We start from the raw sequence: 19,707 nt of genomic DNA on the forward strand, positions 1-19,707 counted from the left end.
CGACGTAGAAGCGATCACAGGATTTACCTCAAGTCGGGGCGACTTGATCCAACGCTTGATCGACCAATAAATCACTCATTTCCAGCAGTTGATGGATCGCCAGAAGCAAACTTCGCTGTGGGCCCTCAAGCTCAAAAGCCAAACTGCTGGCCATTTCACGGGCACTGTTCAACGTTTCGCTGGCGTTGGCGAGTAACGTTTCGGTGTCAGTATTTGGGGTCACAGCGAAAAGCGCGGTAGACGGTTTTAGAGGCGATTCAGAAAAACAGGCAGTCATTTTTACCATGGTGCAATTCCTTGGATTAACAAGAGGTTTGCTCCTTCATTTCGAGCCGCCAAACTCGTACACCGCATAAGCGAAGCCCGGAAAAGGTAAGCCACTGAACGACGCCCCTGCAACCCCATCAACCTGTGAGAAGTTTCCGATAGGGCAAACCAGCATTTGCCAGCTACATTAAAAAGCCACTACCCAAAGCCCATGGATTGGCTTATGCTTTTAGCTGTATATAAATACAGTATTCGCACGAACGCATGGCGACACCCGAACCAAGGGCTACCCCCTTCAATACTGCACCGATGACGAGGCCGAAAAATGGCTGTTGAAACCCTGTATCGCAGTACCCGTGACCTGGAGACTACATTCGTGGATCGCAAACTTGCCGACGCACACGACCAGATGCTTGAACTGGCAGAGTCCCTGATGGAAGTGCTATTGAAAAACGTCGAAGGCTTGAGCGAGAAGCAGGCTGAAGATGCCGGTATTTTCATGGCCAAGAACCGCGCGGCGTTTGCGGCGGCGTTCAAGAACAATGCGAGTGCATTGGCGGAGATTGGGCAGGCGGACGCTGAGTGATGCGTTGCCTGTAGTGGTGAAAGGGCTTGTTGTGGCAGAGGGAGCTTGCTGTGGCAGAGGGAGCTTGCTGTGGCGAGGGAGCTTGCTCCCGCTGGAGTGCGCAGCGCTCCCAAGCTTTTGGGTCTGCTGCGCAGCCCAGCGGGAGCAAGCTCCCTCGCCACAGGGTTATGTATAGGCCGATAAAGCGTGTTTTACGCCTGCCACAACGTCTTGCCAAAGAACGTCAACGTCCGGTCCCACGCCAGTTGCGACCAGGCGGCATCGTATTGCGTATCCGCAATCCGACCATCACCAATCGCCGTCTCGTTGGCAAACGCATGGCGCGCCAGGTAGCGATGGAAAGTCGCGTCCACACCCGCCGCGTGCAGTTTTGACTCCAGTTCCGCCACGGTGTCGATGTTGAAGAAGGCATCCTGCGTGCCCCAGTGCCCAATCAGCGGCGCCTTGATCTTCGAAGCATCCAGATACTCCAGCGGCGGGAAGCCATACCACACCACGCCCGCAGCCAATTCCGGAATCGCATTCAGCGCCAACAACGTCAGAGCCCCGCCCATGCAGTAACCAGTCACGCCGACTTTTTTCGAGTCCGCCTGCAAGTACTGCACGGCACCCTTGATGTCTTGGGAAACCGCATCGCCAAAATCCAGACCATCCATCAGGTGATGAGCTTCTTCCTCTTCCACCGTCGACGCACCGCGGTAAAGGTCCGGCACCAGCACCCGGTAGCCGCATTCCGCCAAGCGGCTGGCCACGCCCTTGATCTGGTCGTTGACGCCCCACCACTCCTGAATCACCACAATCGCCGGCGCGCCTTCGAGTACCGCCGGGCTGGCCAGGTAGCCATTGACTTCCGCGCCATCCGGACGTTTGAAGGTGATCATGCGCCCGCTGGAGCGCCCTGCTGTTTGTTTGGACATGCCAACCTCGTTCTGATGGGTTTGATAACAGAGATATCTGGATTTGCACGTGTCCGCCACTGCGGGTGTATCAGAGTGTGTATGGATGCCCCTCAGATACACACCGACCGGCAATCGCGGCAGCGCGACACACGACAGATACACACCGGCGGTTAAGTGATGAAGCCTGTTGAACATTCAATCACCCAGGGCCAGGAAAATAAAATGAATAACCTCCCATCTGTCGACCGTCTCAGTGTCACGTCCTACACCAACGGCCTGCTCGGCCCCAGCCAGAAAATGCTTGGCCCGCTGGCCGATGGTGGCACCTTGATCACCGGCACCCCGCCCGGCTGCTGGGGCCCGATGATCACCCCGGCCTTCGAAGGCGGCCATGAAGTAACCCAGCCAGTGTTCATCGCCGGCGCCGAAATCGGTGACGCGGTGGCGCTGAAGATCACCCGCATGCGTGTCACCTCCCTGGCCACGTCGTCGGGAGTCATGAGTTTTGTCGAGGGGCGCTACCACGGCGACCCGTTTGTCGCGAAGTTCTGCTCCAACTGCGGGCAAGAGCACCCCGCCAGCCATGTCCAAGGCATTGGCGAAGACGCTATCCGCTGCAATGCCTGCGGTGCCGAGGTCAGTGCGTTTCGCTTCAGCAATGGCTACGTGATCGTGCTGGATGCCGACCATCAGGTGAGTTTGACGGTCAACCAGGCCGTGGCAGACCGCCTGGCCGGCAAGGCATCGGACCTGTCGGCACTGCCCGAATTGTCTGCCCAGCATTCGATCCTGTCCCTGGCCCGCGCCGACATTCCCGGCCTGGCCGCGCATATGCGCCCGTTCCTGGGCAATATCGGCACCACGCCTTCACGGGATCTTCCGGATTCCCACAACTGCGCCGACTTCGGCCAGTACCTGGTGGGCGCGCCCCATCGCTACAGCATGACCCACGAAGAACTGCACGCCGCAAAAACCGATGGCCACATGGACACCAATTCGGTGCGCGAGGGCTGCATCCTGATCTGCCCGGTGAAAGTCCCCGGCGCCGGGGTGTACATGGGCGATATGCATGCCCAGCAGGGCAACGGCGAAATTGCCGGGCATGCCACCGATGTGTCGGGCGAAACCGAACTGACGGTGCAGGTGATCAAGGGCCTGACCCTGGACGGCCCGATCCTGCTGCAAAACCTCGATGACCTGCCGCCCATGGCGCGCCCGATGACCGCCGAACAACGCCTTCGGGTGAAGGCATTGGGCGAGCGCTGGGGGCAAACCGAGATCGAGGAGAATGCGCCCATTACCTTTATCGGCAGTGGGATAAATCTCAACGTCGCAACGGAAAACGGACTGGAACGCGCAGCCGCTGTTACCGGGCTGCCAATCGACGAAGTGCGCAACCGAGCGACCATCAACGGCTCCATTGAAATCAGTCGCCTGCCGGGCACCGTGCGGGTCACGATCCTGTGCCCGATGCACATCCTTGATCGTATGGGCGTGGGCCAGTTGGCCCGGGAGAAATATCAGCTTTGACCCGCTTCAGCGGTACAACAACCGCTCCGCCAGCTCATCCGCCACCCGCGCGGGTGAGCGTTTTTCAGCCTGGGCATGGGCGAAGATTTCGGTCAGGCGTGTGCCGATGTTCGACAAGTGTGCGGTGATGGTTTCCAGCTCTGCGCCGCCATGCTTGAGGGCGACGTAAATCAGGCCGCCGGAGTTGATCACGTAGTCCGGCGCGTAAAGAATCCCACGCCCTTCCAGTTGATCGGCCACTTGCAGGTTGGTCAGTTGCGCACTGGCAGAGCCGGCCACCGCCGCGCACCGCAACTGCGCGACCGTGTAGCGGTTGAACACCGCGCCCACGCCGCAGGGCGCAAGGATGTCGCACGGGGTGCTGAGCAAGGCTTCGTTGGCAATCGGGTGCGCGCCCAGCTGTTCCATGGCCAGTTGCACCTTGCCGTGGTCGATGTCGCTCACCAGCAATTCAGCCCCGGCGGCGTGCAGTTGCTCGGCCAGGGCATAACCGACGTTGCCCAGGCCCTGGATCGCCACGCGCAAACCTTCCAGGTTATCGCTGCCCAGGCGGGCCATGGCCGTGGTGCGGATGCCGGCGAATACGCCCATGGCCGCGTGGGGCGATGGATCACCGGCCGCCGTGGTGCTGGTGACATAGCGGGTCTGCTGGGCGATGCAATCCATATCGGCCACCGAGGTGCCGCTGTCGATGGCGGTGATGTAGCGGCCATCGAGCTGCTCGATGCAGCGGCCGAAGGCCTCGAACAATGCGGCGCGGCTTTCCACATGGGCGGGGCGGATGATCACCGCGCAACCACCGCCCACCGGCAAACCGGCCAGGGCGGCCTTGTAGCTCATGCCCTGGGCCAGGCGCGCGGCATCCGCCACGGCACTTTCTTCGTCGGGGTAAGAGAGGTAGCGGCAGCCTCCGAGGGCGGGGCCCAGGCGGCTGTTGTGGATGGCAATAACCGCCTTCAACCCGGTGACCGGGTCGACGCTCAGGTGCAGCGATTCAAGGCGGGTGCTGTGCATGAGCGCAAACATCGTCGAGCTCCCGAATCACTTCTTGTAGGCGCCAAGTATAGGACTGCCAGCGGAAGACTGCTGAAGCGCGCAGGAATAAGGCCACCGGTTTTAAAGGGTTTGCGACATAAACAAGTAGGACCCGTCTTAAGGCACTGGACGAAAGTTCACAGCAAGGCTAAAACGAGACATCCGCCGGAGAACCCAATGACGCCCCGCAAAGCCTTTTTTGCCTGCCTGGAACGGTCACCGCCCGCGCTGTTTGAAGCCGCGCTGTGGATGGCGGCCGAGCACGACCCGGCCGTGGACCCCTTGGCCATCCTGCAGGACTTCAAGGTGTTGCAACAGTTGGTCAGCCTCAGCATGCCGATGCTGCCGCCGGATGAATTGGGGCAACCATTGCTGCGGCGCATGAACGACCTGGGTTTCGCCCAGGATGATCACACCCCGCTGCGCCCCGCCGCCGCCCTGCTGGACAAGGTATTGAAGCGCAAACGCGGGCAGCCGCTGGCGTTGGGGCTGATTGCCCTGGAACTGGCCCGGCGCCTGGACATTCCCCTGGTGGGCGTCAACTTTCCGGGCCACTTCCTGTTGCGGGTTCCGGGCGCCGATCACCTGCTCGACCCCTGTGGCGGCCGCCGGCTGTACCCCAACGATTGCCGCGACCTGCTGACTCGCCAGTACGGGCCCAATCTCAAATTGCAGGCCGACCACCTGCACACCGCCGAACCACGCTCGATCCTGCAACGGCTGTCGCGCAATCTGCGCCAGTTGCACCTGTCCAACGACGACCACCTGGCCGCCCTGGTGGATGCCGAGCGCGTGCTGGAACTGGGCAACGCCAGCGCCGCCGATTACCTGGCCCGGGCCAGTTTGTATCAGCGCCTGGATTGCCCGAACGCCGAGCGTTTTGATCTTGAGCATGCATTGATGCTCAGTGAAGACCCGATCCAGCGCCTGCGCCTGACCGAGCGACTGGGGCATTTGCCGCCCAACTCTGTGGTGCATTGACCCGCTTGGCGTAAGCTGTACCGCCCCATGGATGAGGTTGTCATGCCCCTGCGCTCCCCCGCCGAACGTTACCTCGAGGATTTCCACCAGCGCCAGCCCGGCACCACCAGCGCGGCGTTCGCTGAACTCGCGGCGGTGAAATACAGCTCTTCCTATGCCGCGTTGACGGCGCACGTGCCGGCAACACACAGCCCACTCACCGTCCTGGACCTGGCCTGCGGCGATGGTTATCTGCTCAAGCTGCTGGCCGACCGCCAGCAACCCGGCTTGCAACTGATCGGTGTCGACATGAGCCAGGCCGAACTCGACGCCGCCCGCGAGCGTCTTCCAGTTGAGATCACCCTGCTCAAGGAACGCGCCCAATCATTGAGTGTGGCTACAGCCAGTGTCGACGTGCTGCTGTCGCACATGGCGATCATGCTGATGGATGACCTCGACCAGGTGCTGCAAGAGGTGCAGCGAGTCCTGCGCAGCAGCGGCACATTGGCAGTGCTGATTGGCAGAAGCTTTCTACTGGGCCCAGTCGGCGTGGCGTTTCTGGAAGCCTTTCGTCCAATCGCCGAGGAAGACCGCCTGCCCAACCTGCAGATGGGCGACCCGCGCACCCGCAATGAAGCCGGCTGGCACACCTTGCTGGAGGACCACTTCAGCGACCTCAGCGTCGAAGATATCGACGTCCATTGGCAGCCTCAGCCAGAGGAACTATGGACGTCATTAAAGGAAACCTACGATATCGACCGGCTGACACCGCCCGCCAAGGCCCGCCTGAAAGAGCGTTTCCTGGCCACCATCACCCACCTTCGGCAGAGTGATGGCAGCGTGTCCACCGGGTGGGGGTTACGCGTGATCAGCGCCAGGCGCCGCTAACGCATCAGCGCCTTGTGACACCGGGCTCTTTGGCGAGCGCACCTGGATAATCAACAACGCCGCAATCACCGCCGGAATCGCGCAGAAGAAGAAAATCTGCTGCACTGGAATGTGCATTGCCAGCAGCATGCTGCCGAACAACGGCCCCAGGATCGAACCGAACCGCCCTACTCCCAACGCCCAGCCAGTACCGGTCGCTCGCACATGAGCCGGGTAGAAGTTACTGGCGAACGCATTCAGGGTCAGTTGGCCACCGATGATGCAAAAACCCGCCGCAAACACGCAGGCCACCAGATAGCGCGGATTGTCGTGGTTCAGGCCCAGCAGAATGGTGCACACCGCAGCTGCAGCGAGCACGCCGGACAGCAGGCGCACTTTGCTTTTGAGCCGGTCGGCAAACCAGGCCATGCCGATGGCGCCCAAGGTCCCGGCGAACAGGAACATCGAGGTCACCAGGTTGGCTTCGTTCAGGCCCAGGCCGCTTTCCAGCAACAGCGAAGGCAGCCAGCTGATCATGAAATACAGCAGGATCAGGCTGACAAAAAACGTTGCCCATAGCAGCAAGGTCGGGCGCGCATAACCATGGCGAAACAGCTCCACCACCGTCAGCTTGCTGCCTTGCTCCTGGCGGTTTTCTGCCTCGCTCGCCGCCGGCGGTTGCCAGCCGGGCAACATCCGCGCGGTGACTTTTTGCAGGCGCGCATACGGCGGTGCATCACGCAGCAGGCGCGGCAGGGACTCGGGCAACATCCAGGCGAGAAACGGGAACAGCAGCAACGGTGTCACGCCGCCGGCAAGGAACACCGCCTGCCAGCCAAAGCTGTCGATAAACCCGGCGGCCACGAAACCGCCCGCCGCGCCACCGAAAGAGAAACCACACGCCGCCAGCGTCACCATCAACGTGCGCAAGCGGGGCGGTGAATATTCCGACATCAAGGCCATGGCGCTGGGCATCGCGCCGCCCATGCCGATGCCGCAGATGAAACGGGCGGCCATCAAGGTATTCAGGGAATTGGCGAACACCATCAGCACCGTGAGGCTGGCGTAGATCAGCACGCAACACAGCAGGATGCGCCTTACACCGAAGCGGTCCGCCAGCGGCGTGACGGCGAGGGAGCCGAGGGTCAGCCCCAGCAGGTTGGCGCTGAACACCGGGCCGAACGCAGCTTTTTCCAGGCCCCAGTCCTTGGCCAGCGCCGGGACCACGTAGCCCAGGACCTGGGCGTCGTAGCCGTCGGTGACCAGCAACAGAGCCAGCAACAGGAGTATCAACCACTGATAGCGCGACACCGGACGGGCGTCGAGTGCCGCACGAAAGCTGGCAATCTGATTGTGCATCGCAAGAGACCTGTGTTGTTTTTATAGTTTGGACACGCTGGAGCTCACATGTGGGAGCTGGGCTTTTGTGGGAGCTGGCTTGCCTGCGATAGCATCACTTCACTGTAACTGACACACCGAGGTGCCTGTATCGCGGGCAAGCCCGGCTCCCACAAAAACCCAGCTCCCACATTGATTTAGGGTGTGTCAGGGGCATCGGGTTGGTTGGCAGGATGAGCCGCCATGAACGCCGGGTGCTGCGCCGCCAATGCCGCCACCCGCTGAATGCGCGGATACGCCGCCAGCGACACCTTGAACCGCTCGGCCGCATACAACTGCGGAATCAAAAACGTATCCGCCATCCCCGGCTGCTCGCCAAAGCAATAACCCTGATCACCGATCAACTGCTCCACCGCCGCCAGCCCCTGGCTGATCCAGTGCCCGATCCACTCCAGCACCTGCGCTTCATCGTGCCCCCACTGCTTGAGCAAGTTCTGGGTGCTGGAGTTGTGCAGCGGGTGGATGTCGCACCCGATGATCGACGCCACCGCGCGCTCATGGGCGCGGGTCGCCGAATCCTTGGCGAGCAATGGCACCTGTGGATAACGTTCCTCCAGGTACTCGATGATCGCCGGCGACTGAATCAACACATCGCCGTCATCGGTGCGCAAGGCCGGCACGCGACCTTGGGGGTTGATCGCCAGGTACTCCGGCTGGTGGTTGGCGCCGCCCTTGGGCACCAGCAGGTTGACCGGCACCGCAGTGAAATCCAGGCCCTTGAGGGCCAGCGCGATGCGCACCCGGTACGACGAAGTGGAGCGGTAATAGGTATAGAGTTCCATGGCCCTGCCCTCTCAGCGCGCCGCGACCACGGTACCCCGGCACTCGCCGAAGCCGATGGAGGCAAACCCGTCGCGACTGGCGCGGGCACGCAGGATGATTTCGTCGCCGTCTTCAAGGAATTTACGTACCTCGCCAGACGCCAATTCGATCGGCTTTTTACCGCCTTCGGTGATTTCCAGCAGGCTGCCGAATTGGCCCGCTTGCGGCCCCGACAAGGTGCCCGAACCAAACAGGTCGCCGGCCTGTAACTGGCAGCCGTTGACGCTGTGGTGCGCGACCATTTGCGCCACGGTCCAGTACATGTGTTGGGTGTTGCTGAGGGTCAGACGATGGGCCGGCAAGTTCTGCTCGCGCATCGAGGCGGTGGTCAGCAGCACTTCCAGTTCGATATCAAAACCACCGGCGGCCTGGTCGCGCTTGTCCAGCAGGTAGGGCAGCGGTTGCGGGTCGCCTTCAGGACGCGCCGGTTGTGCCTTGCGGAACGGCTCCAGAGCTTCAGCCGTCACCACCCAGGGCGAAATGCTGGTGATGAAACTCTTGGACAGGAACGGGCCCAGCGGCTGGTATTCCCAGGCCTGGATATCGCGCGCCGACCAGTCGTTGAGCAGGCAGAAGCCGGCGATGTGGTCAGCGGCGTCGCCAATGGCAATCGAGTCGCCCATGGCATTGCCCTGGCCGATCCAGATGCCCAGTTCCAGCTCGTAATCCAGACGGGCGCAGGGGCCAAAGGTCGGCTCGGTCTGGCCGGCCGGCAGGGCCTGGCCTTTCGGGCGGCGGACGTCGGTACCCGACGGGCGGATCGTCGAAGCGCGCCCGTGATAACCGATCGGCACGTACTTATAGTTGGGCAGCAGCGGGTTGTCCGGGCGGAACAGTTTGCCGACGTTTTGCGCGTGCTCGATGCCCACGTAGAAGTCGGTGTAATCGTTGATTTTTGCTGGCAGGTGCATCTCGCAATCGGCCGCCGGGTGCAGCGCGCTTTGCAGTTTGCCTTGCAGGCTGCTGCCTTCCGCCAGCAGTTCCAGCAGGCGCTCACGCAGGGCCACGCGTGGGCCACGGCCGAGTTCGAAAAACGCATTCAGTTGACCGCCAGCAGTGGCTTCAACGGCACGGCGGGCTTCGCCCTCAAAGCATTCCACAGCGGCCTGCAGGTCAAGAACCTGCTCGCCAATCGCCACGCCACTGCGCGGTGCAGAACCGTTGAGGCTGAACACACCCAACGGCAGGTTTTGCAGCGGGAAATCCCGGTGACCGTTGGCGCAAGCGACCCAACTGCGGGTGAGATTAGGCTGAGTCATGGGTTATCTCCGATTCGGGTTGAAGGTTGCAGGCAGCGAGGCCCAGCAAGCGTCATAGGAAGGTTGCAGTTGCGGGCATTCCAGCGCGAACTGAGTAGGACGCAGCACCTGGCTGGTCTCGAACATGAACGCCATGGTGTTATCAATCTTGTGGGGCTCAAGCGTCGCGTTGATGGCCTTGGTGCAGGTCTCGCCATCCGGGCCATGGGCGCTCATGCAGCTGTGCAAGGACGCGCCGCCGGGCACGAAGCCTTCGGCCTTGGCATCGTAGGCACCCTGGATCAGGCCCATGTATTCGTTCATCAGGTTGCGGTGGAACCACGGCGGCCGGAAGGTGTTTTCGGCGACCATCCAGCGAGGCGGGAAGATCACGAAGTCGAGGTTGGCCAGGCCGTGCACGCTGGTGGGCGAGGTCAATACGGTGAAAATCGACGGGTCCGGGTGATCGAAACTCACGGTGCCGATGGTGTTGAAGCGGCGCAGGTCGTATTTGTACGGCACGTTGTTGCCGTGCCACGCCACCACGTTCAGCGGTGAATGATCCAGCTCGCAGCCCCACAGTTCACCGAGGAATTTCTGCACCAGGGTGGTCGGTTGCTTGAGGTCTTCGTAATGGGCGACGGGTGTGAGGAAATCCCGTGGGTTGGCCAGGCCATTGCTGCCGATCGGGCCGAGGTCGGGCAGGCGCAGTGGCGCGCCGTGGTTTTCGGCGACGTAGCCGCGCGCCTGGGCATCCAGCAGCTCGACGCGGAATTTCAGGCCGCGGGGCAGCACGACAATTTCCAGCGGCTCCACGTCCAGCACGCCCAACTCGGTGGCGATGCGCAGGCGGCCCTGCTCGGGAACAATCAACAACTCGCCGTCGGCGTTGAAGAACACGCGGTCCATGGAGCGGTTGGCGCGGTAGTTATAGATGCTGATGCCTGAGGGTTTTTCCGATCCCGAATTGGCGACCATGCCGACAAGCCCGTCGATGAAATCTGTCGGCTCGCCGGGAATATCCAGCGGGTTCCAGCGCAGGCGATTGGGCGTCACGGCGCCCAGCGGGCCACCGGCCAGTTGCCGCTCCAGCTTGACGAACGCCGGGTGGTTGGCCGATGGCTGGATGCGATACAGCCAGGTGCGCCGGGCTTCGCTGCGGGCCATGGTGAAGGCGGTGCCGGAGAAGAGTTCGGTGTACAGCCCGTAGGGCGCTTTTTGCGGAGCGTTCTGGCCGACGGGCAAGGCGCCAGGCAAGGCTTCAGTGGCAAATTCATTGCCAAAACCCGACTGGTAGACCGGCTTTGAAATAGTTGATTCGAGGGTCATGGATCATCCTCTGAGCGGAAGTTGTTTTTATCGTAATCCAGTTACGCATAACGTAATTTGATACCTGTTGACCGTCAAGCTATAAAGACGCCCATTCGTCCTTCGGATTCATGCCCTCCATGGAAAAGCCGCCCGCTCCCCGCGACACCGGTAAACAGAAAGTCCGCTCGGCTGAAGTGGGCACCGACATCCTCAAGGCCTTGGCTGAACTGTCGCCGGCCACCTCGTTGTCGCGCCTGGCCGAGCATGTGCAAATGCCGGCGAGCAAGGTCCACCGCTACTTGCAGGCGCTGATTGCCTCAGGTTTTGCCGAACAGAACACCGCCACCAACCACTATGGCCTGGGCCGCGAAGCCTTGCGCGTGGGGCTGGCCGCGCTGGGCAGCATGGACGTGCTGAAAGTCGCCGCCCTGCCGCTGGCGGAACTGCGGGACGAGTTGAATGAAACCTGCTTCCTGGCTGTGTGGGGCAACCAGGGCGCGACCGTGGTGCATATCGAACCGGCGGTGCGCGCGGTGACGGTGGTCACGCAATTGGGGTCGGTGTTGCCGTTGCTCAGTTCGTCCACCGGGCTGGTGTTCAGCGCGTTTCTGCCGTCGCGGGAAACCGTGGAGTTGCGTGAGCGGGAGATTCAGGCGGGCATCGCCCATGCGCTGGCGGATGACCAGGCGTACGCCAGCACCTGTGAGCAGATCCGCCAACGCGGCCTGCACTTTGTGCACGGTTTGCTGATGCCCGGCGTGGACGCGCTGTCGGCGCCGGTGTTCAACGCAGTCGGGCAGGTGGCGGCGGTGTTGACCGTGGTGGGGCCGACGTCGCTGTTCCATGCCGATGAAGACGGCCCGGCGGCGAAGCGTTTGTTGGCGGCGACCCAGGCGGTGAGTTGGCGGATGGGTTATCAGCTTCCCTGACACAAGGCCGTTCAACTGTGGGAGCTGGCTTGCCTGCGATAGCGGTGCATCAGGTTAGCTATCTGTCACTGACACACCGCTATCGCGGGCAAGCCCGGCTCCCACACTGGCCTGCGTAGCTTTCCGGATTGGAGTTCAAGCCATCAAGCCCAAGGTCTTGGCCTTGGCCACCGCCTGGGTGCGCCGCTCCACCCCCAGCTTGCTGTGAATCCGCCGCGCATGGGTCTTCACCGTGTGCAGCGAGATAAACAACTGGCCGGCAATTTCCAGATTGGAATTGCCCTGGGCAATCAACTGCAGCACCTCCAGTTCACGCTGGCTCAGAGGATTTTCCCCCGCCGCCGCCGGGCATTCCTGCGGCTCCAGCCCCAACGCGCTTAACAACCCCGGCTGCCTGAGGCGCAATTCGCGAATCGCCTGTTGCACCTGGCAACGCCCCGCCAGTTCCAACCCGGCTTCCAGCGAGCGCACGGCCAATGGTCGATCGCCGACTTGCCAGGCCACTTCCCCCAGCACCAACTGCAACTCCGCTTCCAGGCACAGCATGCCCCGCTGCCGGGCGGTCTCCAGTAGCACGCTCAGGCGGGCGACGGGCTCTTCAGCGCGACGCAATTTGACTTCGGCCAACACCTGCAAATACTCGAGGCGCGGGATCAACTCCAGGGTAGCCGGCGGCGCCTGTTTGGCTTTTGGTCCACGGTAGTGACGCAGCACGCGGGTCACTGCTTCCAGGGTCAGTTCAGCGCGGCCCTGTTGCAGCCAGAAATGCCCGCTGAGCAATAGCAGCACAGCGCGATACACCGTGTCGGGTACCTGGCGTTGCTGCATCAGGCGCTCGGCGTCCCGCAACTGGATAAACGCCTGGGCGTAATCGCCTTTGTTGGCGGCCAAGAGCGCCAGGCCGAGGTAGCCGTAGAGCACGCGCTTGTCCTGGCTGTGCAGGCACATTCCCAGGCCGGATTCGAAGCATTCGGCGGCCACCGCATCGTGCCCCTGGCGCAGGGCCAGATGTCCCCGTCGCAACGAAATCCGCCCCATCAACGGCCCGGCCTTGAGTCGCTGCTGCACCAGCATGCGCTGCACGTTTTCCAGCAGGCTCTGGGCCCGATACGGCGCGCCGCGTTGCTCCAGCAACTGCGCGTGATCCAACTCCAGCAACGCCTCCAGCAGCAAGGAGCCGTGGGACCGCGCCAGGCACAACGCCTCGCGGTTCAGCGCCTGGGCCACGTCCAGTTCGCCACGCAGCAGGGCCTGTTGAGTCAGGCCCGACAGGCACATCAACCGCGAGGTCCAGGCGCTTTCAGGCAAATCTTGCAGCGCTTCCAGAAAATGCTCGCGGGCCCGTGCGGCTTCGCCGCCAAGATGCAGCAGCCAACCCCATTGCGCTTGCCAGCGAGCCAGCAGATACCGCTGCAAGTGCGCGGTCGGTTGCGGGGTAAAGCGCGCCAATTGGTCGATACACAACGCCGCCTGATCGAAGCGCCCGGCAAACAGCAACGCCGCCGTCACCAGCCCCACCAGTTGCGCGGAACCCAGCATCAATTCATCACCATGCTGCTCATGCAGGCGCAACAGCAGCACGGCGTTTTGCTGGCGGAACAGGTCTTCAAAACTGAAATGCTGCAGCAGGCTCACGGCCACTTCGTATTCTTCGGCCAGCAGCGCCTGTTCAAACGCCGCTTGCCAGTCTTCGGCGGCGGTGAACCATTGGCAGGCGCGCCGGTGCCAGGAGCGTTTGGCCGGCCAGGGTTCGTCGCGCATAAGCTGCGCCAGCGGCGGGAAGATTTGCAGCCAGTCGGTGGCATCGTCCCAGGGTTCGATAAAGGCGCCCAGCGTCTGCAAGTCACGCAGGTAGGCGCCACCGTCGCCAAAGCCGAACAGATGGTCGCACAGGCTCGGGTTGAAGCGCGGCAGGTGCGCAAGCACGCGCCAGGCTTCGGCCAGTTCCGGCGCGAGGCCGCTGAACAGTTCGTGTTGCAGGTAGTCGAGCAAAGTTTTGTCGGGGTGCCCGTCGCCTTCAAGCAGTGCGATGCGTACACCGGCGCACCAGCCGGCGCTGAACGTCAGTACCTTGTCGACAGCAGTCCCGGCCAATACGTGGATTTCGTCGTGATCAAACGCCAATTCCGCCGCGCTGCATTCCCACAGTTCATCGTCCAGCAACAGCCGCGGCCAGTTACACGCCGGGCGCCGCCGGGCGCCGATCCACCAGGTCAAGGCCGGGCTGCTGGCGGCCAGAATACGATCGAGCAAGCCATCCAGCTCAGGCGCCGGCACACGGCAGAAGTCATCCAGAAACAGCCACGCAGGCGCTTGCCAGCGGTTGAGGGCCAGCAGCAGCGTAGGTTCATCGACAAAATCGAGGCCAAGGCTTTGGGCCAGGCGCTGGCACAAATCCAAAGCCGCGCCGTTCAGCGGCAACCAGTACACCTGGCAATCCGCCGGCGCCTGCAAGGCGCACTCGGCGAGCAGCGCACTCTTGCCGCTGCCGGCCGGGGCGCAGAGCAACTTCACCCGCGCCGAGGCGTTGAGCAACGGCCCGGCCAGGCGTGGGCGCAACAGATGATGGGGAGACAAGCGTGGCATGAATCCAGGACGATCCAGACAACGGGTCATGGCGGTCATTACTGCGTCCCTGTTTTTATTATTGGGCGGCGTGCGCCCTACCCTAGTCCTGTGGCTGGCGGTTGTTGAGGAGTATTCAGCAGGCTGATTGTCGGACATAAAAAAGCCGGGAGCCCAAAAGGCTACCGGCCTGAAACTGTAGGAGCTGGCTTGCCTGCGATAGCGGTGTGTCAGGTTAGGTATCTGTTACTGATACACCGCTATCGCAGGCAAGCCAGCTCCTACAGGTTGAGCGCATTTCAATCAGGTTTTAGCGCACGCCCTCCGAGCGCAATGCCGCCGGGGTGTAGTCGGCCGCCTTGGCCGCAAAGCCGAACACGAAGCTGCTCTTCTCTTCGTTCTTCATGCCCAGGGCGATGTAGCGCCCGGCGATGATGTCGTACAGAGTCTCGACGGTGTAGGCCGGCACCTGGTGGTCGTAGTAGAACTGCGCATGCCCCTCGGCCACACGCCACAGTTGGCCACGGCCGTCGTAGTGGTCCACCAGCGCCACTTGCCAGCTGTCTTCGTCGATGTACATGTGGCGCTTGGCGTAGATGTGCCGCTCGCTCGGCTTGACGGTGCCGATCACTTCCCAGACCCGGTGCAGCTCGTAGCGGGTCAGGTCCTGGTTGATGTGGCCGGCCTTGATGATGTCGTCGTACTTGAGGGTCGGCGAGTCGAGCTTGTAGCTGTTGTAGGGAATGTACATCTCCTTCTTGCCCACCAGCTTCCAGTCGTAGCGGTCGGGGGCGCCGGAGAACATGTCGAAGTTATCCGAGGTGCGCAGGCCGTCGGCCGCAGTGCCCGGCCCGTCGTAGGCCACTTGCGGCGCACGACGCACCCGGCGCTGGCCGGCGTTGTAGACCCAGGCCAGGCGCGGTTCCTTCACTTGGTCGAGCGTCTCATGCACCAGCAGTACGTTGCCTGCCAGGCGCGCCGGAGCAGTCACCGATTGTTTGAAGAAGGTCAGCACGTTGGCGCCCTTGACCGGGTCCATGTCCGGGATCAGTTGCGGCACGGCCACTTCTTCTTCGAAGCGGATCGGCGTGTAGCTGCCGTTGGTCTGTGGCGTGGCCTGGGTGATGATGCGGCGCAGGTTGCCGCCGTGGTAGCGGGTGATGTGGTTCCACAACACTTCCACGCCGTTCTTGGGAATCGGGAACGCGTAGTAGCGGTTGCCGGTGAAGTTCTCCAGGCCGTTGCCGTCGTTGATCGCATGCACGTTGAGCGCGCTGCGCTTGATCGACTCGTAGATCTCCGGCGGCAGGTTGACCGTGCGGTGGGTCGGGTAGACCGGGATCTTGTAGGTTTGCGGGTAGCGCTTGAACATCGCCACCTGGCCTTCGGAGAGCTTGTCCTTGTACTTGTCGACCGTGGCGGCGGTGATCACGAACAGCGGTTTTTCACTGGCAAACGGGTCGGCGAGGAAGCCTTTGCTGTCGACCGCGCCGGCGTTTTTCGGGATGCCGCCGGTCCATGCCGGGATCGAACCGTCGGCGTTGCCGGCCTTCTCGGCGCCCACCGGGGTGAGGGTGGTGCCGAGCTTGGCCGCTTCTTCCGGCGAAACAGCCGCCATCACGTTGGCAGCCAGCAGGCTCAGGGCCAGCACGCCGCATTGCAGAATCATCTTGCGCATAGTCTCTTGTCCTTCCTTAAACCCAATCAGAAGTTCACGCCAAAGCTTAAGGCGATGAAGTCGCGGTCGGTGAGGGTGTTGTAGTCACCGCCAAAAAAGTCGGTGTAGCTCAGGCTTGCGGTGTAGGTGTTGCGGTAGTCCGCGTCCACGCCAACGCTGATGGCCTTGGCGCCTTCGTTGAACAGGCCGTTGGGGCCGTAGCCGCTGACGTCCTGGGACCACGACACGTTGGGCTTGAGGTTGACCCCGGCGAACACGTTGTTGTAATCGAGGATGGCCCGGGCGCGATAACCCCAGGAGTTGGCCGTGACGAAACCGTCGGTGTCGCCGCCGAAGCCGTATTGGCCGTAGACCGAATCGCGGCCGTAACGCAGCTTGGATTTCGCCTCCAGGCCGCCGACGTGCACGAAGGCCGCTTCGCCCACCAGGGTCAGGCGTTCGGCGCCCAGCACCTGGTCGAAGAACTGGGTCATGGTGCTCTGGATCTGGGTGATTTCCTTGCGGCGGTAGCCGGCGTTGTCGGCACCGAAGGAACTGCTGATCGGTGAAGCGGCGTTACCGGCAATCGGGTTGACCAGGGCCAGCGTCAGGTCGGTGGTGTTGAGCTGTACGGGCGCATTCGGCCGGTAGCTGATTTCGCCGGTCCAGGCGGTGCCGGTGGGCAAGGTGGTGGAGAAACTGGCGCCGAACAGGCGGATGTTTTCCGGGTAGTCGAGGTAATACTGGCCACGGCCAAGCATCGTGCTTTGCGCCAGTCCGGAGCCTGATCCGGGGGCGATACTGTTGGCGGTATTGATGATGCGGCCAATGGTGGCCAGGTTGGTATTGGCGGTGATGGTACCGACGGTGGGCGTGCGACTGTGGTAGTTCATGAAGTACAGGCCGTACTCCGTGTCATCGCCCAGCCAGCGCAAGGCCATCCCGAACTGGCCGCCATCGCGTGCCTCGCGGTCTTTTGCACGCTGCACCACCACGCCTTCGTTCGTCACCTGGAAGCCCTGGCCAAACGCCGCCGCCACCGGTTGCAACGGCGCAATCGCCGGGCTGCCAACCGTGTAGTTGCCATTACAGCCGTGGGCCACCACGTCGTTGCCGAAGAACGTCCCGCAGTTATCCACCACGGTGTTTTCCCAGTTCAACTGGTAGAAGCCTTCCACACTCAACTGGTTGGTCAGGCTCTGGGACGCGAACAGCATGTTGACGGGAATCAGGCCTTCCTTGATCTCGGCGCCCGGACGGCGGAACGCGGAAACGTCAATCGGGTTGATGCTGTTGATGGAGTTGCCGATGAAGGTACTTTCGCCCCAACTGACCACCTGTTTACCGACGCGCACGTTGCCCGGCAAATCACCGATGGAATAGTTGTGGTAGACGAACGCATCCAGCAATTCGTAGCCGGAGGAACGCGCGCCCTCGTCGCGGTGGTTGTTGCTGATCTGCTTGAATTCGCGGTCTTCGTCCTGCAGCTCGAAGTCGTACCAGTACTTGCCGCGCACGAACACGCCGCTGTCGCCGTACTTGAGCTCCAGGTCGTGGATGCCCTTGAAGATCTTGGAGAAGGTCTCGCCCTTCTTGAAGTTCAGGCGGCCGTCGTCGCCCGTGGACGCCTGGCCGGTGCCGCCGTTGGGAATGCCCACCAGCTTTTTATCGGCGTCGCGCATGCCCCAGCTGGCACCCACCGACAGCGAGGAATCGAATTGCCCTTCGATCTCGCCAATGTTGAACGAAACAGCCTGCGCCTGGGCACAGCAACCCAAAGCAACCGCAGCGGCCAGCGCCTGTGGCCTGAAGATGGCGCGCATTGTTGTTCTTGTCATGCGTCTTCCCCGGTGGTGTGACAGAAGGTCCCACCCTACTGCCCGCAATCAGGAGCGATAAGCGCACCAAGGAGGTATTCGTGTTGTCGCCCGAAAGGATGAAGGGGCGCTCTGGCCGGGGTATTGGCGGGGGCATGGACGAGATGGATGAAGGGTTATCAGGGGGATGTATGAGGCGCCGGCATCACTGTTGCCGGTTTGGTAACAGTCCTTGTCCCGAATCGCTATTTTTCATTCTGTAACAAACGCCTATTCTTGCTTGGCTTTCAGGGCGAATCGCCCGCTTCCCTCACTGGGATGAACAGCAAGTTTTTATGGATTGATCACTATTTTCAATCTGTTACCGGTGTTCACTGACGTTGATTTATTGCTCCTTGATCAAACGTCTTACTTCAGCCGCTGCCTTTGCAGCGGCTTTTTTTTGCCGGAAATAAAACGGGGCGCCATGGCGCCCCGGGTTGATTAAAACTTTTTCATGCAACGATCAGAGGCTGTATTTCTGCAGATTGGCCATCATCTCCTTCAAGGCCTCGATGTTGTCCTTGGGGTGAGCGGCGCCTTCGAAGTCGCAGATCTGCTGCCAGTGGGCGGCGACGTCATCCGGCGAGAACCCGGCCTCAGGGTCGAAGCCAACGCCCAGGCTGCGCTCCCAGCGGGTCTTGCCGATCCAGCCACCGCCCACCTCAAACAGCCCCGACGTTTCCTGGCACGCTTCGCTGCCCAGGTACACCACCAACGGGCTGATCAATTCCGGCTTTAAGCGCTCGAAGACTTGCGGCGGGATCAGGCCTTCGGTCATGCGTGTGCCACCGGTAGGAGCGATGGCGTTGACCAGGATGTTGTTTTTGCGGCCTTCCAGCGCCAGGGTGCGGGTCAGGCCATACAGGCCGAGCTTGGCCATGCCGTAGTTGGACTGGCCGAAGTTGCCGTAGATGCCCGAGGTGGAGGCGGTGAAGATCACCCGGCCGTAGGCTTGTTCGCGCAGATGCGGCCAGGCGGCGCGGGTGACTTTGTAGGCGCCTTCGACATGCACGCGGTAGACCAGGTCCCAGTCGCTGTCTTCCATTTTGTGGAAGGTCTTGTCCCGCAGGATCCCGGCGTTGTTGACCACCACGTCGATGCGGCCGAAGGCGTCGAGGGCGTTTTGCACGATCTTGTCACCGTCGGTGACAGAGTCGTGGTTGGCCTCGGCGATGCCGCCTGCTTCACGGATTTCGGCAACGACGCGATCGGCCGCCGAGGCGTTGGCGCCTTCGCCCTGGGTTGAGCCGCCAAGATCATTCACCAGCACTTTGGCGCCGTGTCTGGCGAACAGGAGTGCGTGGGCGCGACCCAATCCACCGCCGGCACCGGTGACGATCACGACCTTGTCTTGGAACTGCACAGGCTCACTCATTGGGAACTCCAGGGGCGGTTAGGGATAGATGAGTGGAGTGTCAGGCACAGGGCTTTTGGTCACAATAAATACGGTTGGGGGTGAATGGTGCGCGATAAGGCTGGGGGATGATTGGTGTGGCGTGGGTGTGGGTACATATCCGTTATTTGGGAGATGGCCGGTTAGGGTTCCGCTCTTACAGCGGCTCACTTTTGAACAGCGCAAAAGTAAGCAAAACGCTCTTGCCCCACCACTCGGCACCTCGCCTAGGCTCGGTGTGCCCTCAGCTCCGGTAGCACGAAGCGGGCCGCCGCGACGGGGCGTCCCTGCCCCGTCGCGGCTAAACCGGCGTCCTGCCGGTTTACCCGCTCCGTACTACCTGCGTTCGGCCAGCGTGGTTTAACGGGGCGCCTAAGATCAAGATCAAAAG

The 19,707-nt window shown here is 62.0% G+C and carries 16 protein-coding genes; 5 read left to right on the top strand and 11 right to left on the bottom strand.

The window, feature by feature from the left end; translation table 11 throughout:
• Positions 1–28 precede the first annotated feature (28 nt).
• Positions 29–286: a DUF6124 family protein gene (locus HX875_RS26730; protein WP_177047236.1), complete on the bottom strand. Its 258-nt coding sequence runs from the start codon at positions 284–286 to the stop codon at positions 29–31.
• 306 nt (positions 287–592) lie between these two features.
• Between HX875_RS26730 and HX875_RS26735 the strand changes: the two genes are divergently transcribed.
• Positions 593–853 (top strand): YebG family protein, encoded by a 261-nt coding sequence (locus tag HX875_RS26735; RefSeq protein WP_177047238.1) that lies wholly within the window; start codon positions 593–595, stop codon positions 851–853.
• Positions 854–1,044: 191 nt separating this feature from the next.
• Here the strand turns inward: HX875_RS26735 and HX875_RS26740 are convergent, their stop codons facing one another.
• Positions 1,045–1,770 carry a dienelactone hydrolase family protein gene (locus tag HX875_RS26740; RefSeq protein WP_177047240.1) on the bottom strand — a complete coding sequence of 242 codons (726 nt, stop codon included), beginning with the start codon at positions 1,768–1,770 and terminating at the stop codon, positions 1,045–1,047.
• A gap of 204 nt (positions 1,771–1,974) precedes the next feature.
• On the opposite strand from HX875_RS26740, the gene HX875_RS26745 reads away from it, so the two are divergent.
• Complete coding sequence (locus HX875_RS26745; RefSeq protein ID WP_177047242.1) at positions 1,975–3,282, top strand: acetamidase/formamidase family protein; 1,308 nt, start codon at positions 1,975–1,977, stop codon at positions 3,280–3,282.
• Between the two features lie 6 nt (positions 3,283–3,288).
• Here the strand turns inward: HX875_RS26745 and HX875_RS26750 are convergent, their stop codons facing one another.
• On the bottom strand, positions 3,289–4,308 hold the full coding sequence (locus HX875_RS26750; RefSeq protein ID WP_177047244.1) for a Leu/Phe/Val dehydrogenase: 1,020 nt from the start codon (positions 4,306–4,308) through the stop codon (positions 3,289–3,291).
• A gap of 186 nt (positions 4,309–4,494) precedes the next feature.
• Between HX875_RS26750 and HX875_RS26755 the strand changes: the two genes are divergently transcribed.
• Both HX875_RS26755 and HX875_RS26760 read left to right on the top strand, forming a co-directional pair.
• Entirely contained in the window at positions 4,495–5,298 is an 804-nt protein-coding gene (locus HX875_RS26755) for a SirB1 family protein (RefSeq protein WP_177047246.1), read from the top strand.
• 42 nt (positions 5,299–5,340) lie between these two features.
• Entirely contained in the window at positions 5,341–6,165 is an 825-nt protein-coding gene (locus HX875_RS26760) for a class I SAM-dependent methyltransferase (protein ID WP_177047248.1), read from the top strand.
• Here HX875_RS26760 and HX875_RS26765 read toward each other — a convergent pair.
• The 4 genes from HX875_RS26765 to hmgA form a co-directional block, all read right to left on the bottom strand.
• Positions 6,136–7,503, bottom strand: a complete 1,368-nt coding sequence (locus HX875_RS26765) for an MFS transporter (protein WP_177047250.1) — start codon at positions 7,501–7,503, stop codon at positions 6,136–6,138. The genes HX875_RS26760 and HX875_RS26765 overlap by 30 nt on opposite strands.
• A gap of 176 nt (positions 7,504–7,679) precedes the next feature.
• Positions 7,680–8,324: a maleylacetoacetate isomerase gene (maiA, locus tag HX875_RS26770; protein WP_177047252.1), complete on the bottom strand. Its 645-nt coding sequence runs from the start codon at positions 8,322–8,324 to the stop codon at positions 7,680–7,682.
• 12 nt (positions 8,325–8,336) lie between these two features.
• Positions 8,337–9,623: a fumarylacetoacetase gene (gene fahA, locus HX875_RS26775; protein ID WP_177047254.1), complete on the bottom strand. Its 1,287-nt coding sequence runs from the start codon at positions 9,621–9,623 to the stop codon at positions 8,337–8,339.
• 3 nt (positions 9,624–9,626) lie between these two features.
• A complete protein-coding gene (gene hmgA, locus HX875_RS26780) occupies positions 9,627–10,931 on the bottom strand; it encodes a homogentisate 1,2-dioxygenase (RefSeq protein WP_177047256.1) in 1,305 nt (434 codons plus the stop codon).
• A 119-nt stretch (positions 10,932–11,050) separates the two neighbouring features.
• Between hmgA and HX875_RS26785 the strand changes: the two genes are divergently transcribed.
• Positions 11,051–11,842, top strand: coding sequence for an IclR family transcriptional regulator (locus tag HX875_RS26785; protein ID WP_177047258.1), 792 nt, complete (start codon positions 11,051–11,053; stop codon positions 11,840–11,842).
• Between the two features lie 135 nt (positions 11,843–11,977).
• Here the strand turns inward: HX875_RS26785 and HX875_RS26790 are convergent, their stop codons facing one another.
• The 4 genes from HX875_RS26790 to HX875_RS26805 all read right to left on the bottom strand — a co-directional run bounded on the left by HX875_RS26790 (position 11,978) and on the right by HX875_RS26805 (position 19,298).
• Entirely contained in the window at positions 11,978–14,467 is a 2,490-nt protein-coding gene (locus tag HX875_RS26790; RefSeq protein ID WP_177047260.1) for a LuxR C-terminal-related transcriptional regulator, read from the bottom strand.
• Between the two features lie 250 nt (positions 14,468–14,717).
• On the bottom strand, positions 14,718–16,085 hold the full coding sequence (locus HX875_RS26795; RefSeq protein WP_017476034.1) for a DUF1329 domain-containing protein: 1,368 nt from the start codon (positions 16,083–16,085) through the stop codon (positions 14,718–14,720).
• Between the two features lie 26 nt (positions 16,086–16,111).
• Positions 16,112–17,902 carry a DUF1302 domain-containing protein gene (locus HX875_RS26800; protein WP_177047262.1) on the bottom strand — a complete coding sequence of 597 codons (1,791 nt, stop codon included), beginning with the start codon at positions 17,900–17,902 and terminating at the stop codon, positions 16,112–16,114.
• A 484-nt stretch (positions 17,903–18,386) separates the two neighbouring features.
• The gene (locus HX875_RS26805) at positions 18,387–19,298 is read right to left on the bottom strand and encodes an SDR family oxidoreductase (protein ID WP_177047264.1); all 912 of its coding nucleotides are present in this window, start codon (positions 19,296–19,298) and stop codon (positions 18,387–18,389) included.
• Positions 19,299–19,707 lie beyond the last annotated feature (409 nt).

Origin of the sequence: Pseudomonas yamanorum (genome assembly GCF_013386765.1) — a bacterium.
GTDB classification, from domain to species: domain Bacteria; phylum Pseudomonadota; class Gammaproteobacteria; order Pseudomonadales; family Pseudomonadaceae; genus Aquipseudomonas; species Aquipseudomonas yamanorum_A.